We start from the raw sequence: 15,034 nt of genomic DNA, 5'->3' as shown, positions 1-15,034 counted from the left end.
CATGGAACTTAATTCCAACATCCCCGAAGGGCCAATGGCCCAAAAGTGGTCCAGCCACAAGACCAAGATCAAACTGGTCAACCCGGCCAACCGCCGGAAATACCACGTCATCATCGTGGGCTCGGGCCTCGCAGGCGCTTCCGCAGCCGCCTCCCTCGCGGAAATGGGCTACCAGGTGTCGTGCTTCTGTTATCAGGACAGCCCGCGCCGCGCTCACTCGATCGCAGCTCAGGGCGGCATCAACGCCGCCAAGAACTACCAGAACGACGGTGACTCCGTTTACCGCCTGTTCTACGACACCGTAAAGGGTGGCGACTTCCGCGCCCGCGAAGCCAACGTTCACCGCCTGGCTGAAGTGTCCGTCAACATCATCGACCAAATGGTTGCACAGGGCGTTCCGTTCGCCCGCGAATACGGCGGCCTGCTGGACAACCGCTCCTTCGGTGGCGCTCAGGTCTCCCGCACGTTCTACGCTCGCGGACAGACTGGTCAGCAGCTCCTCCTCGGCGCCTATCAGCAGCTTTCCAAGCAGATCGGCCTCGGCGCGGTCAAAATGTATAACCGCCACGAAATGCTGGAGCTCGTACTCGTCGACGACGATGACGGCCAAAAGCACGCCAAGGGCATCATCACCCGCAACCTCGTGACCGGTAAGATCGAGCGTTGGGCCGCCGACACAGTTGTCCTCGCCACCGGTGGTTACGGCAACGTGTTCTTCCTTTCGACCAACGCCCAGGGCTGCAACGTCACCGCCGCCTACCGCGCGTATAAGAAGGGCGCAGGCTTCGCGAATCCCTGCTACACGCAGATTCACCCGACCTGCATCCCCGTCCACGGCGAACAGCAGTCCAAGCTTACCCTCATGTCCGAGTCGCTTCGTAACGACGGCCGCATCTGGGCGCCGAAGACGAAGGAACTCGCACAGAAGGTCCGCAAGGGCGAACTCAAGGCCAACGACATTGCCGAAGAAGATCGCGACTACTACCTGGAGCGCAAATACCCGAGCTTTGGTAACCTTGCACCGCGCGACATCTCGTCCCGCGCGGCCAAGGAAGCTTGCGACGACGGACGCGGCATCGCCTCCACCGGCCTCGGCGTTTACCTGGACTTCCGCGACGCGATCAAGCGCCTCGGCAAGGACGTCATTGCCCAGCGTTACGGCAACCTCTTCGACATGTATGAGTGCATCACCGGCGACAATCCTTACGAGGTGCCGATGATGATCTTCCCGGCGGTCCACTACACCATGGGTGGTCTCTGGGTTGACTACAATCTTGAGAGCAACGTCCCCGGCCTCTTCGTCGCGGGCGAAGCCAACTTCTCCGACCACGGCGCAAACCGCCTCGGCGCATCCGCGCTCATGCAAGGTCTGGCCGACGGTTACTTCGTGCTGCCTTATACGCTGGGTAATTACCTCGGCAAGCAGGGCATCGCCAAGGCTGGCAAGATCTCAGCCGACCACCCGGCATTTGACGAAGCCGAAAAGTCCGTCCGCGATCGCATCGACAAGCTCCTCTCCATTCAGGGCGACGAAAGCCCACGCAGCTTCCACCAGCGCCTCGGCAAGATCATGTGGGACAAGTGCGGCATGGCTCGCGACAAGCAGGGCCTCACCGAAGCAATCCAGGAAATCCAAGCCCTGCGCAAGGAGTTCTGGAGCCGCGTGAAGGTCCTCGGCGAAGATGGCGAACTCAACCAGGAGCTGGAGCGCGCCGGTCGCGTGGCCGACTTCCTCGAGTTCGGCGAACTGCTCTGCCGCGACGCCCTCATGCGCGAAGAGTCCTGCGGCGGTCACTTCCGCTCGGAGCACCAGTCGATGCCCGAAGACCCCGAAGTCAAGGCCGGCCTCATCTCCGAAGGTGAAGCCAAGCGCGACGACGAAAACTTCGCCTTCGCCGGCGTTTGGGAATACATGGGCGACGACGTCGAACCCAAGCTCAACAAAGAAAATCTCGTCTACGAAGAAGTCCACATGGCTACGCGTAGTTATAAATAACTCCGCAGACAGGAGGGAGAAGGCAGATGGCAGAAGGGTACGCTAACACAATGAAGGTAGAGAGCTTCAGAGATCTTATCGTCTGGCAAAAGGCGATGGAGCTGGTGACGCTGGTTTACCGTGTGAGCGCTGACTTCCCACCGTCTGAACAGTTTGCGCTAACGAACCAGATTCGCCGGGCGGCCGTTTCCATTCCTAGCAATATTGCCGAAGGATACGGTCGTCGTTCCCGCGCAGACTACATTCGCTTTCTTCGCATAGCCTCAGGTTCGCTGTACGAAATGCAAACGCAGATCGAAATAGCGCGTAATCTGGCCTTTACCGAGTCCCAGCACACATCCGAGATCGATTCAATCTCAACTGAGATCGAACGCATGCTCGCCTCTTTAATTAATAAGCTCGAAACCAAGCAAAATTAACACATGGCAACGGCAAATCCAACACTTCCCTTCTGCCTTCTGCCATCACCCTTCTCCCTTTAAACAACATCCAGACATGAAATTACATCTGAAAATCTGGCGCCAAAAGAACGGCGAAGAAGCAGGCAAGTTTGTCAGCTATGAGCTGCCCGACGTCGACGAAGGCTCCTCCTTCCTCGAAATGCTCGACATCATGAACGAGCAACTCGTTGGCAAGGGCGAACAGCCCGTCGCGTTCGACCACGACTGCCGCGAAGGCATCTGCGGCATGTGCTCGCTCGTCATCAACGGCGAAGCCCACGGCCCGCAGCGCGCCACCACCGCGTGCCAGCTCCACATGCGTCACTTCAAGGACGGCGACACCATCACCATTGAGCCCTGGCGCGCCAAGGCGTTCCCGGTGGTGAAGGACCTCATCGTCGACCGCACCGCATTCGACAAGGTCATCCAGGCCGGCGGCTTCGTCACCGCCCGCACCGGTTCGGCCCAGGACGCCAACGCCACCCCGATCCCGAAGCCCATCGCCGACAAGGCTATGGACGCAGCGGCTTGCATCGGCTGTGGTGCCTGTGTCGCCGCTTGCCCGAACGGTTCGGCCATGCTCTTCACCTCCGCCAAGGCCGGTCACCTGAACCTGCTCCCGCAGGGCCAGGCTGAGAAGGACCAGCGCGTGATGAAGATGGTCTCCGCCATGGACGACGCCGGCTTCGGCAACTGCACCAACTACGGTGAGTGCCAGGCCGTCTGCCCGAAGGAAATCACCCTGGACTTCATCGCCAAGATGAACCGTGACTACGCCGTCGCCCGCGTTCGCAATTTCTTCAATCACGCTTGCTAGCGCGATAACGCATCAATCTAACGCCCGCCCGCGACCTCGTTGGCGGGCGTTTTTTTGTACGCGGAACGCGAAGCTTCAGCGAGTGTTGTTTCATCTGGCGGAAAAGCCGAAAACACTCGCTGAAGCTTCGCGTTCCAGCAAAACAAACAGCAGCCCACAAAAAAACGCCGCCCAATCGGACGACGTTTCTGAAAGAATATCCCCGGTCCAGACTTCGGCGAGCTCAGTCGATTCGCGGGACGCTGGCTCCGGTCCATTCGGAGGCTGGTGGTTAGAGGGTGGGCTGCTCTTCGGTTTCGAGCTGCTTGTTGCCGATCTCGATGAGCTCGTTGACGATGCTCGCTTCCGTAGCCATGGCGATCTGGGATTGGATCTGCTCCATTTCCTTAACCACCTGCTCGGAGCTGGCGTCGACGTCCGGGGCATCAGCCTTCTTCACATAGAGAATCGTGCCGATGTCGCCGAAGCCAACGAGGTTGGACACCTCACCCTGCTCCATGTCGCCCAAGGTGCTGAGCACGAAGTTGTCCACACCCTTGGGCGGGCTCATCATGGTGAAGTCATCAAAGCTCTGCACCGTGAAGCCAAGCGCCTTGGCTTCGTCCACAAAACTCTTGCCGGCGTCCACTGCTGCCTGCAGCGAGGCTTGGGCCTCTTCGGCCTTCTGGTTAAATTGACGGCCCTTTTCATAGACCTTGTAGTCGGCAATGACGCGGTCGCGAACTTCTGCCAGCTCAGGGATGCGGGTCGCGCCCTTTTCGACCAGCAACAGCACAGCCGCGCCGTCGGAGGTCTTCACACCGCCATCGGTGAAGAAGCGGCCTTCCTGGAGGTTCAGGATTTGGCTCAAGCCGGAAGCCGGAACGATCGGACTCACGTTGAGATTGTCCGAGCTGAACGGCGGCAGCTTCTGCAGTGAAAGCTTTTGCTCGCTCAGGAACGCGGCCAGCGACGGATCGTTTTGCTTGATCGAGCCATCGTAGGCGGCGTCGTAAAGCGCGACGGCAAGCTTGTTGGCTTCATTGAGCGCGAGTTCCTGCGCCTTCTCCTCCTTGTATTTCGCGATGACCGCTTCCTTGATGTCGGCGAGCGGCTTAATGGCGCCTTCGTCATTCTTCGGCCACTGAGCGCGGTTGCTGTTGTAAACGGCAGTCAGCTCAGCCTCGGTCGGCTCGGCAACCTGGCTCACGAAATCAGCGCTGGGGAAAGAAACATACTCGGCCACAATCTCGGGCTTGGTTTCGTAGCGAAACTTATTTTGCAGGTAGAACTCCTGGAGCGTTTCGTCGGTGATGTCGAAAGTCGGCTCGAAGGTATCGCGGTCAAGCTCGGCCATGTCGAGCGACCAGACCGTATCGCGGCGCTTAATTTCCTCTACTGCCAGGTAAGGCATCACGTAGCCCGGCCCGCCAATGGCGCTAGCCACCTGGTCGATGCGGAAGTTTTGCGTAAGCGCAGTTTCCAAGGTCTCCTTGGTAAAATTCGGGTTGTTCTGGAAGCTTTCCACGAACGCGCCATACATCTTCTGGCTGAACTTGCCAGTCTGCCAATCCTGGAAGGCCGGGCGCTCGGTGACGTATTGAGTAAACTGCTCCTGCGTCGGCCCAGGGATCTGCAACTTAGCAGCCAGGTCCAGCATGACCGCGCGCTGCAAAACACCGTACTGCACGGCATCGTCGGTGATGCGCTGGCGATCAAGCGCGAGCGAGATCGTCGTCCACTGCTCCAGCGAGCGCACGTCGCGGTTGGAATTTAGGTTGAAACCGTAGAAATCGCGCGGACCGGCGTTCGGGTTGGTCGGGTTACCAAAGCCACCGAAGTTACCGATCGTGAACACGAAGGAAATGATAACGACCACAAGGATAATCCCGAAGATGATCTTGTGGTGCTTCTGGATGTGGGTCTGAAGCCAGGTAAACATGCTTAAAAGTGTGAGTGTTGAGGTGGGGAGGTGTGGATTTAACCCCGCAAGGGATTAGTCACCCAGGAGAGAGTCGTCGATGTCATAGTTGGACCAGACGGCTTTCACGTCTTCAAGGTCGTCGAGGGTTTCTGTCAGGCGGAGGACTTGCTTGACCACGTCGGCGTCCGTCACGGGCACCAGCGTGTTGGGAATGTAGGCGAGTTCGGAGCTGTCGGGCTCGATGCCGGCTTTGTTCAGCGCAGTGGAAACCGCGTCAAACTCGGACATTTCGCAGGTCACTTCGAAGTGGTCTTCGTTGTTGGCGATGTCCTCAGCTCCAGCATCGATGGCTACTTCCATGAGGGTCTCCTCATCGGTCTTCTCGGAAGAAATAATGAACTGGCCCTTGCGCTGGAAGTTGAACGCCAGTGCGCCGGCGCCCGCCAGATTGCCACCGCACTTGGTGAACGTGGAGCGGACTTCGGAGGCGGAGCGGTTCTTGTTGTCGGTGGTGACTTCGACGATGATGCCGACGCCGCCCGGGCCATAGCCTTCGTAAACCAGTTCTTCATAGACCACGCCCGGCAGCTCGCCAGTGCCCTTCTTGATGGCGCGGTCCACATTGTCAGCCGGCATGTTCGAGCCTTTGGCTTTGAGGATGAGCATCCGCAGGCGCGGGTTGAACTCAGGGTCGCCGCCGCCATCTCGGGCAGCGATGGTCAACTCCTTGGAGATGACGCTGAAAATTTTGCCACGTTTGGCGTCGATCGCCGCCTTGTGGCGCTTAATGGTGGCCCATTTGGAGTGTCCTGACATGGTAAATGCGGGGTTTTAACAGTTCTTTCGATAATTTTAGCGGCCAGCTTTCAATTATAAAATGGCTTAGCGCTTTTTCTTACCGCCTTTTTTCGCGGATTGAGCGCCCTTTTTGGCGGTTTTCTTGGCGGCGGGGGCCTCGGACACGTCGATTACGCCATCCTTGCCGGTGTCTTCATCGTCGCGCTTGCGGTTGGTCAGCCACTGCTGGAAGATGGAAATGCAGTTCTGCACAGTCCAGTAAAGCACGAGGCCGGACGGGAAGCTGTAACAGAAAACCAGGAAGATCAGCGGCATGAACTGGAAGATCTTGCGCTGCATGTTGTCCGTGGTCGGCGTCGGCGTCATCCGCATCTGGATGACCATCGCGCCGGTCATGAAGAGCGGCATCAGGTGGAACCAGTCCGGCATGAACGGCAGGGTGTCGGCCACCGAAAGGTCCTTGATCCACAGAAACGGCGAGAAGCGCAGGTCGGACGAAGTCCGCAGCATGTAGAATAGACCCAGGAAAATTGGGATCTGGAAAATGATCGGTAAGCAACCGGCAGCCGGGTTGACCTTGTGCTCCTTAAAGAGCTTCATCGTCTCCTGCTGGAGCTTGGTCGGGTTCTCCTTATACTTCTCCTGTAGCTCCTTCATCGGTGCCTGGATCTTGCCCATCGCCTTGGCGGAGCGGACCTGCACCTGCGTCAGCGGCCAAAGCAGCGCCTTGATGATCACCGTGAGGATGATAATGGCGAAGCCCCAGCCCCAGGTCGGCGCCAGCGGTACGATCAAGTCGTGGATGCTCACCAGCGCCCAAAGCAGGATCTTGCTGATGCCGCCAAAGAAGCCGAACTGCATGATCTCGTCCTGGTTCTGGCCCATTGCGTTGAGGCGGAAATATTCCTTGGGCCCCACGTAGAAATTAGTGCGGATGGACTTGCGGTCGCCAACTGGCACGGAACCGAGGTCGAACTCCATGGCACCCGTCAGGCCCTGCTGCAGCTCGGGGTCTTCAATCGTGGCGCTGAGGTCGATCGGCTTGGCGAAGATGCCGGAGCCCTTGGCGTCGGTCGGTGTCAGCACGGTGGTGAAGAACTGGTTCTTCACGGAGGCCCAAACGACCTCGCCGCCCATTTCATTCATGCCATCGTAAACGAAGTCACGCGGCGGGTTCGCGCCAAAGCCGAGGAAACCCTTGGAGCCGGTGAATTTGCTCATCTTGAGGAATTCCGAGTCACCGGCGGCGTAGTAGCCGAAGTTCAGGAACTCGTGGCGGACGTCGCCCTTGGTGGGGGGAGCCGAGCCAACGTTGATGAACATCGCCTGTAACGGGAAGGGCTTGGAACCGGTGTTGATGAAATACGTTTCGTGCTGGATTACGTAGGGGTCCGTTTCCCTGCCTTCCTTCGCCAACACATAGGCGCGGATGACCTGCACGCCGGACTCATCCTGATAAGCCAGCTGAATGCGGCCAGCGGCTTCGTCAATTTCCTGCACCTTGTAGTCGGGAGCCACTTCTTCGGGAATACCGTCACTGTCCGTGTCGATGCTGATCGCTAGTGCGGGCTTTTCGGAGCCGGCACCAAAGATGTAGGGCTCCTCGCTATTGAGGGTCGCCGGGTATTTCAGGCGGCCATCGGGCATCGTGTCGATAAAGGCCACATTCTTAATCGCGCCGCCCTTGCTGGTGAAGGTCACGCGGATGTGTTCATTGGCGAGCACGTAGGTCTCCTCGGGCAGATCGGTGGCCGGGGTCGCGATGGGGGCAACCGGTGCTTCCTTCTCTTCCGCGCCAAACAAGCTGCGGGGCGCCGAACCACCGGTCGTGGCAACCGGGGCCGCAGCCTCTCCGGGCTCCGCGGAGGCAGCGTCGGTAGATGCGGCATCAGCGCCCTCCTCAGCCTGCTCAACGATCGGCGCATTCTTGCGCTGTTCTTCGGCAAGCTTCTGATTCTCCCGGACCTGCTGTGTAAACAGGAACATCGCCGCGCCCATGAGCACGATTCCGATTATGGTGTTCTTTTTATCCATGAGGTTTTTGCGCCAAAAGTGGCGCGAGTGAAAACGGACTAGCGAAACGGTTTCCGGGCTCGCTTCAATGCTAATCTTTGCCCCGCGCAGAGGCGCGGGAGATTAAAGGAAAAAGATTAAAGGAAAAAGTTTCAGAATGATTGATTTGATTTTCAAAAATCAAAGTGAAAAGCGAAACGCCCAACTTCGACCTGACAGCCCATCAATCCAGGCCCTTTTGCCCTTAATCTTTTTCCTTTTTCCTTCCGATTCCCGGCCGACGGTCTGGAACCGGATCACAGCCCCCCGGATGCCAGGGGCCACATTTGAGGATGCGCTTGAAGCCCAGCCAGCCGCCTTTCATCAATCCATGCCGTAAAATCGCCACGCGCGTGTATTCCGAACACGTTGGGTGAAAACGACATGCGCCACCGGGTCCCAAGAGCACCTTCTTCAGCGGCGAAAGGGTCACCTGATAAAGGCGGACCAACCACGCCGCAGCGCGGGCCGGCAAACTGGCATGCTCAGGCTTCACTGGGCGGCGGAGAGTCCTTCTGGCGCGCCCAACGCTTCACGGCGCGCTGCGCGGCGTCGCGAAAACGCGCCTCCAGCTCCGCGAGCGGGGTTTCCAGGAGATCTTTGCGGGCCACAAAAATGACGTCGCAGTGCTCGGGTAGCGCCTCCTGGTTGAGACGAAAAACTTCGCGTAGCAAGCGTTTGCAGCGGTTTCGGCATATGGCATTGCCTACCCGTTTGGATGCAATGACCCCCAAACGACGACAAGGCCGGGCCGTCGGGTCCATCGGCGGCAACACCCGGCACAGGAACGGCGGGCACTCGTAGCGCAGACCAATGCCCCGCTCGCGATTGAATTCGCGGCGCTTGCGGAGGCGTTGCCAGGGACGAAGACGCATGAGTGGAAGGAAAAAGGAAAAAGATTAAAGGAAAAAGAGTAATATGGTGCGCTTAGAGAGGTCTATAGAATCCCAAAGCCTACCAATCAGGAAAAATCCGCATTTCGTATTCTCATCCTCACCGCCATTTGCGCACTGCGCAAATCTAACGGTCCAGCCGGAGGCTGGTACTCGGGACAGGGGTCGAACCTGCACGTCGTAAGACACTGGAACCTAAACCCAGCGCGTCTGCCAATTCCGCCACCCGAGCATTTGCGAAGATGGATGTATAAGCGAAGCAAATCGGTTTTGTCAACCCGGCTTGGCACAAAAGAAAATTCAATACAGCAAACGACAATCAGCCACTGCTGCCATCATCCGATGCTTCCACATAACGCTCGCTTATTTGGCCCAAAGTCGTGCGGCCCGCGCGCTTGGCAATGCGAAGAAGCTTGATGAAGATCTGCGCGGTAATGAAGGCATCGCCAGCGGCCGTGTGGCGATCATGCGGCTCCACGCCAAAACGTCGGCATAGGCCATCGAGGGAGAAATCCCGTGAACGTGAAAAATCTGGCGAAGCACCTGGAGTTCGCTGAAATGGAGCAGACGAGTCCATATCATCGAACATGCCATCGCGCTCCAGGTGGAGAGTGAGGTCCATTGTGTCGAGCCAGCGATTGCGAAAATCCAGACCAAAGCGACGCTGGCAGGCATGCTTAATTACTTCCACGTCGAAACCGATGTGGTGGCCAACGATGAAACCGTCTTTCAAATACCCCAGTAGACCGGCGAGTGCCTCGGCCTCATCCATGCCATTCTCCGCCGCTTCTTCCGCCGTAATGCCATGCACCACGACCGAGGAGGTGTTATAGGCAAATTTGATTAACGCCTCATATTGATCATCAAGCATGATCGAACCGTCTTCCACCGTCACGGCGCCAATGGTGATGATCGAATCCTTCTTTGGGTTGAGGCCCGTCGTTTCGCAATCCAGCGAGATAAACCTGACTCCGTTTACTGGCGTATCGTCGCTCCAGGTAGTCTCAAAGACTTCTCGGTAAGCTTGGATATGGTCATCATCCCCGAACAAACTCATGACAGCTCCTTCCCTTCCAAATTGAAATATTGGGAAACAAACTCCATGAGGCGAACCACCGTTTTAAAAATCGCCTTGCATCGCTGCACCTCGATGCGTGGCAGATCCTCGGGTTTCACATATTGCCCGTCGTCACCACGACGGAGACCTAAGCGGGTTTGCAGGCGGATCGCATGGCTAAAGGCTTCGGCCGCCTCTTCAAATAAATCCCGTTGCTCCACTAAATGACGCCCTACCCGCTTGAAGCGAATCGGCGTGAAGGTCGTATCGTCCAAATTCAAACTGAGCGCAAATACGCGGGCAATATCTACCAAGGGCAGCATGGCGTGCATCTTGGTGTCAATGCTTGTCCAGAGCGTGCCAGACTGGTCCATCACCGAGTCACGGAAGATCGTGATTGGTGGCAGGTTGTCCATTGCGTCGTTTGCCAAGAGCGGAATAAAGTTCGGATTTTGGTGAATGCACTCCTGCATATGAATCCGAAGCTGATCCAACAGCGTTTCATCGCCATAGACGCAGCGGGCGTCGAAATAAGGCGTTTTCCGCAAAATATTGCTTTCTATTGGATGGGCGATCCATTGCTCAAATCGGCCTTTCCATACACTCAGTGGTCCGCGCCATTCGTGGTTGGTCGCCATGCGACCCTCGGAATCGAGGTCAAACCCGCAGGGCGCAAGCATGGAGGTGACTTCATTGGCCAGTTGTTTAAACCAGTTCTCGGCAGCCACTCCCGCATCCCCTTCCGGCAGTTCTTCGTAGAGCATCGCGGTGCGCTGAGGGGAGCGCAGCATACGCTCCTTTCGGCCTTCACTGTGCATCGCGAGCCAGCACCAGCGAACCTCGGGCTCGATCCAGCCCCAACTCAGCAATTTTCGACGGGATATCTCAATAGCACGCTGCAACAACGCGCCATCCACCTCCGAAATAAAATCCGCGAGCCAGTAAACCTGAGCATCGCCTTCGATGTAGTGAAGCAAAAGCTCGTCCGCGCGATCACGCAAAATGGCCAGCGCCGCAGCGTCTTCAGCAACGGAAATTTCCTTGGCCAAAAAGGTCGGAATGCTTCCATGCAGCATCTGGATCGAGCGGTCACTGATCACACCGATAACCGGCGACGTTGTCGACCCATCCTCCGTCACAATTAAATGATGCAGGCGATGGTGCAGCATTTCTAGAATCAGCTGACCAGCATTCATACCTGGACGCACCGTGATAAGCTTGGTGGAAGTGATCTCACTCGCCGGCGCGTCAACAGATGTTAACCCCGTGGCTACGCGTGCCGATAAATCGGACTCCGTAATGATGCCCAAGGGATGAAAATTGTGATCAACGGCCACAATTGCCTCCTGTAAGCCAGGGGCCAGTCGCTTCGCCACCATGTGAATAGGCTCATCCATTTTATAGGTGAGCAGGCGGTTAGAGGCGCGTTCATTGACGGGGCCAGACTTTTGCAGCCAGTGCGCTGGGCGCTCATCAATGCCCCGGGCGTTTTCCGGGGAGCTGGCAGTGTGACGGCGCGGCGTAAAGCCTTCACCAAAATATTCGCGAAAGTAGTCCCCAACGGTAATGTATTTCTCCGCCAACTCTCGTAAAATTGCCTGCGGAATCGCGTAGATGATCGTGTCACTGGCCGTCTTGACGGTGCAGCGATATGGCATATCCGGCGAGTCAAAGAGGAAGCCCAGCAAGTCGCCTTCCACGCGTACGTCGATCAAGTCTTCGCCGCGGGCCGACTTGCGAAAAAGGTTCACTGTGCCCTTCTGCACCACGAAGGCGTAGCGCCCGCGGTCATCGCCTTCTTCATAGACGATCTCACCGCTTTCATGAAACTTTACCCGGCCCGCGCCAGCAAGCAACAGCAAGTCTTCCTCCGAAATCATGTCAAATGGAGGGTGCCCCTTGAGGAAGTCGGCGACTCGGAGCGAGATGCTGGAGGTTTTCATAAGTTACAGAATGGCGGAGCCTTGGGAAAAAGCTCGTATATAAAAACACAAGGATTTATCAATGGGCCGAGAATTCAAACACTAAAAACACATACCTGCTATGGAAACTGAAGCCAAAGATATACTCGCTATTCTTCAGAGCTACTCGCTCAGCATCCTCTGGGCGCTCGTCACCTTTTTCGTTGGTAAATGGCTGGCCAAGCTCGCCGTCACCATCGCCCGCAAAACCTTCGAAGCGCGCAAGCTCGACGAGACCATCGTCAAGTTTCTCTGCAATGTGCTCTACTCCGCCTTGCTGGTTGTGGTCATCCTCATGGCTGCTGACGAGCTCGGCATCGACACCACGAGCGTGATCGCAGTCCTCGGTGCCGCCACCCTGGCCATTGGCCTCGCCCTCCAGGGTTCGCTGGCCAACTTCGCTGCTGGCGTGATGCTCGTTTCCTTCCGCCACTTCCGCGTGGGCGACTTCATTCAGGCAGGCGGCGTGGCCGGCATCGTCGAGGAAATCAATATCTTCGACACCAAGATGCGCACTCCGGACAACAAAGGCATCATCATTCCCAACGGCCAAATCCTCAGCGGCGCCATCACCAACTTCTCCGCCAAGGACACCCGCCGCATGGACCTCGTGGTCGGCGTCAGCTACGACGACGATATCCGCAAGGTAAAGGCCGTCCTCACCGAAATCGTCGCCAACGACCCGGGCACCCTCGACGAACCCGCGCCGACCATCGGCCTCCTCGAAATGGCCGACAGCTCCGTCAACTTCGCCGTCCGTCCGTGGGTCAAGACCGCCGATTACTGGGACGTCTTCTTCCGCCTGCAGGAAACCATCAAGCTGCGCCTCGACGAAGAGGGCATCTCCATCCCCTACCCGCAGCAGGACGTTTACATGCACACCGTCGAAAAGAAGTCCGCCTAACCCAGCGTCACGCTGGACCGAAAGTCTGGCGCACTGCGCCAGAGCGGAGGGCAAATTTTACCACAACCGTCCCGGACATCCGGGGCGGTTTTTTCATGCCTGAAGGAACGCTTTTTTATCCCTCGCCAAACACCATGCGGGCATGTATCATGCTGCATTAGCAATTCTTACAAGGCGCGCGGCGCTTTTTCTACACTCTACCAAGCTTGAAGCAGGGAGCTGCCAGCTCCTGCTTTGTCGTTCTTCCAACACCACCAGTCGCCATGAAAAAGACCTCCAAGAAGAAAACTACCAAGTCCGCCAAAGCCAAGAGAGCGCCCAAGGCTTCCAAGAAAAGCACCAAGAGCGTGCTCGAAGAAGCTTTTCCCATGGCCGCCGCCATCGACGAAGTCGTCGCTAAAAGCGTTCCCAAGGAAATCGTCGAAAAAGTCAAAAAAGCGCCCAGCAAGAAGTCGATCATCAGCCCGACCTACCCTTACGAAAAGACGATCAAGAAAGACCTTTACGAAGACCAGATCCACCTGCTGCACATCGAGCTCGTCAAAATGCAGGCCTGGTGCCAGCAGACGGGCGAACGCATTGTGGCGATTTTTGAAGGCCGTGACGCCGCTGGCAAGGGCGGCTCGATCAAGCGGTTCATGGAATACATCAACCCTCGCGGCGCACGCGTGGTCGCCCTGCCCAAACCGTCCGACGCCGAGAAGGGCCAATGGTATTTTCAACGCTACGTGGAGCACATGCCAACCGCGGGTGAGATCGTGCTCTTCGACCGCTCGTGGTACAACCGCGCTGGCGTCGAGAAGGTCATGGGCTTCTGCTCGCCTAAGGAATACCTGGAGTTCATGCGCCAGTGCCCGGAGTTTGAACGCATGCTCACCCGCAGCGGCATCCGGCTATTTAAGTTCTGGTTTTCAGTCAGCCGCGAGGAGCAGCTCCGCCGCTTCATGGGCCGCGCCAAGGACCCGCTCAAGCAGTGGAAGCTCAGCCCAATGGATGTCGAATCGCTCGGCCGTTGGGACCAATACACCAAGGCCAAGGAGTCCATGCTCTTTTACACCGACACCGCCGACGCGCCGTGGACCATTGTCCGCTCAGATGACAAAAAGCGCGCCCGCCTCAACTCGATCCGCTACATGCTCAGCAAAGTCCCCTACGCCGGCAAAGACGAAAAACTGCTCAAGGAACTTAACTCACGCATCGTCGGCGCGGCGAAGGACATTTACGAAACCGACGAGCGCGCCCCCCAGCCCATCGACCCCGCCGCAGCGTAGCCATCAGTGTGCACTAGCCGTATGCGGCGGGTTGACGCCGACCAAAGTGGAGTTAAGCTAAAGGCATGAATCTGCTCTCTACGTTTTTTGCGACACTCTGCGCATGCCTGCTAATAGGTGCCTTAACCGGTTGCCAAACGGTCAGTGAGACCGGGCGCAGCCAGCTAAGCCTCGTGGGCGACACCGAAGTCTCCAGCATGGCTGTCCAGCAATTCGAGCAAATGAAGACGGAAATGCCCGTCTCCAGCGATGCCGAGAAAAACGCCCAGCTCCAACGCGTCGGCAAAAAGATCGTCGACTCCGCCCGTAAGAACGGTGCCGACCTCCTGCCCGCCGATCAATGGGAGTTCGTCCTCTTTGAAAGCGACCAGGTCAACGCCTTTGCCATGCCCGGCGGCAAGGTCGGCTTCTACACCGGCATCTTCCCCCTCTTCGATAGCGACGATGATATGGCCGTGGTCATGGGCCACGAAATTGCCCACGTCTCCGCCGACCACGGGCAGGAAAAAGTATCCCATCAAATGGCCAACCAAATGGCTGGCGCCGCGCTCGCCATCGGCCTCGGCGTAGGCGGTGTGGACCACGACTTGAGTCAGGTCGTCATGGCCAGCTACGGAGCGGGCTCGACCTATGGCTTCATCCTGCCCTACAGCCGCACGATGGAATCCGAGGCCGACCACATTGGGCTCATTTACTCTGCCAGCGCTGGCTATGATCCACGCGTCGCCGTGCCCTTCTGGCAAAAAATGGCGGCCAAGGGCGATGGCAGCACCCCGGAATTTCTCTCCACCCACCCGGCCGAAAGCACCCGCATCAAGAACCTCGAAAAGATGATGCCCGAAGTCCTGCCTTTGTATTACAAAGCTACCGGCCAATAGGCTGACTCACTCTGCAACGCAAAGCTTTCGAGCACATTTACGAGATTCATAGTTTTCAAACCTC

At 57.5% G+C, this 15,034-nt stretch carries 13 protein-coding genes and 1 tRNA gene; 6 read left to right on the top strand and 8 right to left on the bottom strand.

Features of this window, described 5'->3' with window-relative positions:
• Position 1 precedes the first annotated feature (1 nt).
• From RBB62_RS07930 to RBB62_RS07920, 3 genes are all read left to right on the top strand, one after another.
• Positions 2-1,996 carry a fumarate reductase/succinate dehydrogenase flavoprotein subunit gene (locus tag RBB62_RS07930; protein WP_309398201.1) on the top strand — a complete coding sequence of 665 codons (1,995 nt, stop codon included), beginning with the start codon at positions 2-4 and terminating at the stop codon, positions 1,994-1,996.
• Positions 1,997-2,046: 50 nt separating this feature from the next.
• Positions 2,047-2,415: a four helix bundle protein gene (locus RBB62_RS07925; RefSeq protein WP_309398200.1), complete on the top strand. Its 369-nt coding sequence runs from the start codon at positions 2,047-2,049 to the stop codon at positions 2,413-2,415.
• A 76-nt stretch (positions 2,416-2,491) separates the two neighbouring features.
• Complete coding sequence (locus RBB62_RS07920; RefSeq protein ID WP_309398199.1) at positions 2,492-3,253, top strand: succinate dehydrogenase/fumarate reductase iron-sulfur subunit; 762 nt, start codon at positions 2,492-2,494, stop codon at positions 3,251-3,253.
• A gap of 271 nt (positions 3,254-3,524) precedes the next feature.
• On the opposite strand, the gene RBB62_RS07915 is transcribed toward RBB62_RS07920, so the two are convergent.
• The 8 genes from RBB62_RS07915 to RBB62_RS07880 all read right to left on the bottom strand — a co-directional run bounded on the left by RBB62_RS07915 (position 3,525) and on the right by RBB62_RS07880 (position 11,899).
• The gene (locus tag RBB62_RS07915; protein WP_309398198.1) at positions 3,525-5,174 is read right to left on the bottom strand and encodes a SurA N-terminal domain-containing protein; all 1,650 of its coding nucleotides are present in this window, start codon (positions 5,172-5,174) and stop codon (positions 3,525-3,527) included.
• 54 nt (positions 5,175-5,228) lie between these two features.
• Positions 5,229-5,972: a YebC/PmpR family DNA-binding transcriptional regulator gene (locus tag RBB62_RS07910; RefSeq protein ID WP_309398197.1), complete on the bottom strand. Its 744-nt coding sequence runs from the start codon at positions 5,970-5,972 to the stop codon at positions 5,229-5,231.
• 66 nt (positions 5,973-6,038) lie between these two features.
• A complete protein-coding gene (yidC, locus tag RBB62_RS07905) occupies positions 6,039-7,988 on the bottom strand; it encodes a membrane protein insertase YidC (RefSeq protein WP_309398196.1) in 1,950 nt (649 codons plus the stop codon).
• A 223-nt stretch (positions 7,989-8,211) separates the two neighbouring features.
• On the bottom strand, positions 8,212-8,457 hold the full coding sequence (yidD, locus tag RBB62_RS07900; RefSeq protein ID WP_343219081.1) for a membrane protein insertion efficiency factor YidD: 246 nt from the start codon (positions 8,455-8,457) through the stop codon (positions 8,212-8,214).
• Positions 8,458-8,491: 34 nt separating this feature from the next.
• Entirely contained in the window at positions 8,492-8,881 is a 390-nt protein-coding gene (rnpA, locus tag RBB62_RS07895; RefSeq protein ID WP_309398195.1) for a ribonuclease P protein component, read from the bottom strand.
• Positions 8,882-9,046: 165 nt separating this feature from the next.
• Positions 9,047-9,131 (bottom strand) — tRNA-Leu (locus RBB62_RS07890).
• A gap of 87 nt (positions 9,132-9,218) precedes the next feature.
• On the bottom strand, positions 9,219-9,956 hold the full coding sequence (locus RBB62_RS07885; protein ID WP_309398194.1) for a 3'-5' exonuclease: 738 nt from the start codon (positions 9,954-9,956) through the stop codon (positions 9,219-9,221).
• Positions 9,953-11,899, bottom strand: a complete 1,947-nt coding sequence (locus tag RBB62_RS07880) for a DUF294 nucleotidyltransferase-like domain-containing protein (protein WP_309398193.1) — start codon at positions 11,897-11,899, stop codon at positions 9,953-9,955. The genes RBB62_RS07885 and RBB62_RS07880 overlap by 4 nt, the downstream gene beginning before the upstream one ends.
• A 100-nt stretch (positions 11,900-11,999) precedes the next feature.
• On the opposite strand from RBB62_RS07880, the gene RBB62_RS07875 reads away from it, so the two are divergent.
• The 3 genes from RBB62_RS07875 (at position 12,000) to RBB62_RS07865 (ending at position 14,970) form a co-directional block, all read left to right on the top strand.
• Complete coding sequence (locus RBB62_RS07875; RefSeq protein WP_309398192.1) at positions 12,000-12,821, top strand: mechanosensitive ion channel family protein; 822 nt, start codon at positions 12,000-12,002, stop codon at positions 12,819-12,821.
• 263 nt (positions 12,822-13,084) lie between these two features.
• Positions 13,085-14,092: a polyphosphate kinase 2 gene (gene ppk2 / locus RBB62_RS07870; protein WP_309398191.1), complete on the top strand. Its 1,008-nt coding sequence runs from the start codon at positions 13,085-13,087 to the stop codon at positions 14,090-14,092.
• Between the two features lie 65 nt (positions 14,093-14,157).
• On the top strand, positions 14,158-14,970 hold the full coding sequence (locus RBB62_RS07865; protein ID WP_309398190.1) for a M48 family metallopeptidase: 813 nt from the start codon (positions 14,158-14,160) through the stop codon (positions 14,968-14,970).
• Positions 14,971-15,034 lie beyond the last annotated feature (64 nt).

It is taken from the genome of Cerasicoccus maritimus (genome assembly GCA_031296935.1).
GTDB classification, from domain to species: domain Bacteria; phylum Verrucomicrobiota; class Verrucomicrobiia; order Opitutales; family Cerasicoccaceae; genus Cerasicoccus; species Cerasicoccus maritimus.
The sequence above is the reverse complement of the archived record's forward strand: the minus strand, read 5'-3'. Positions and strand labels throughout refer to the sequence as shown.

Coding starts and splice junctions, on each gene's coding strand:
- RBB62_RS07930 (WP_309398201.1), top strand. CDS start 2: ATGGAACTTAATTCCAACATCCCCGAAGGGCCAATGGCCCAAAAGTGG.
- RBB62_RS07925 (WP_309398200.1), top strand. CDS start 2,047: ATGAAGGTAGAGAGCTTCAGAGATCTTATCGTCTGGCAAAAGGCGATG.
- RBB62_RS07920 (WP_309398199.1), top strand. CDS start 2,492: ATGAAATTACATCTGAAAATCTGGCGCCAAAAGAACGGCGAAGAAGCA.
- RBB62_RS07915 (WP_309398198.1), bottom strand. CDS start 5,174: ATGTTTACCTGGCTTCAGACCCACATCCAGAAGCACCACAAGATCATC.
- RBB62_RS07910 (WP_309398197.1), bottom strand. CDS start 5,972: ATGTCAGGACACTCCAAATGGGCCACCATTAAGCGCCACAAGGCGGCG.
- yidC (WP_309398196.1), bottom strand. CDS start 7,988: ATGGATAAAAAGAACACCATAATCGGAATCGTGCTCATGGGCGCGGCG.
- rnpA (WP_309398195.1), bottom strand. CDS start 8,881: ATGCGTCTTCGTCCCTGGCAACGCCTCCGCAAGCGCCGCGAATTCAAT.
- RBB62_RS07885 (WP_309398194.1), bottom strand. CDS start 9,956: ATGAGTTTGTTCGGGGATGATGACCATATCCAAGCTTACCGAGAAGTC.
- RBB62_RS07880 (WP_309398193.1), bottom strand. CDS start 11,899: ATGAAAACCTCCAGCATCTCGCTCCGAGTCGCCGACTTCCTCAAGGGG.
- RBB62_RS07875 (WP_309398192.1), top strand. CDS start 12,000: ATGGAAACTGAAGCCAAAGATATACTCGCTATTCTTCAGAGCTACTCG.
- ppk2 (WP_309398191.1), top strand. CDS start 13,085: ATGAAAAAGACCTCCAAGAAGAAAACTACCAAGTCCGCCAAAGCCAAG.
- RBB62_RS07865 (WP_309398190.1), top strand. CDS start 14,158: ATGAATCTGCTCTCTACGTTTTTTGCGACACTCTGCGCATGCCTGCTA.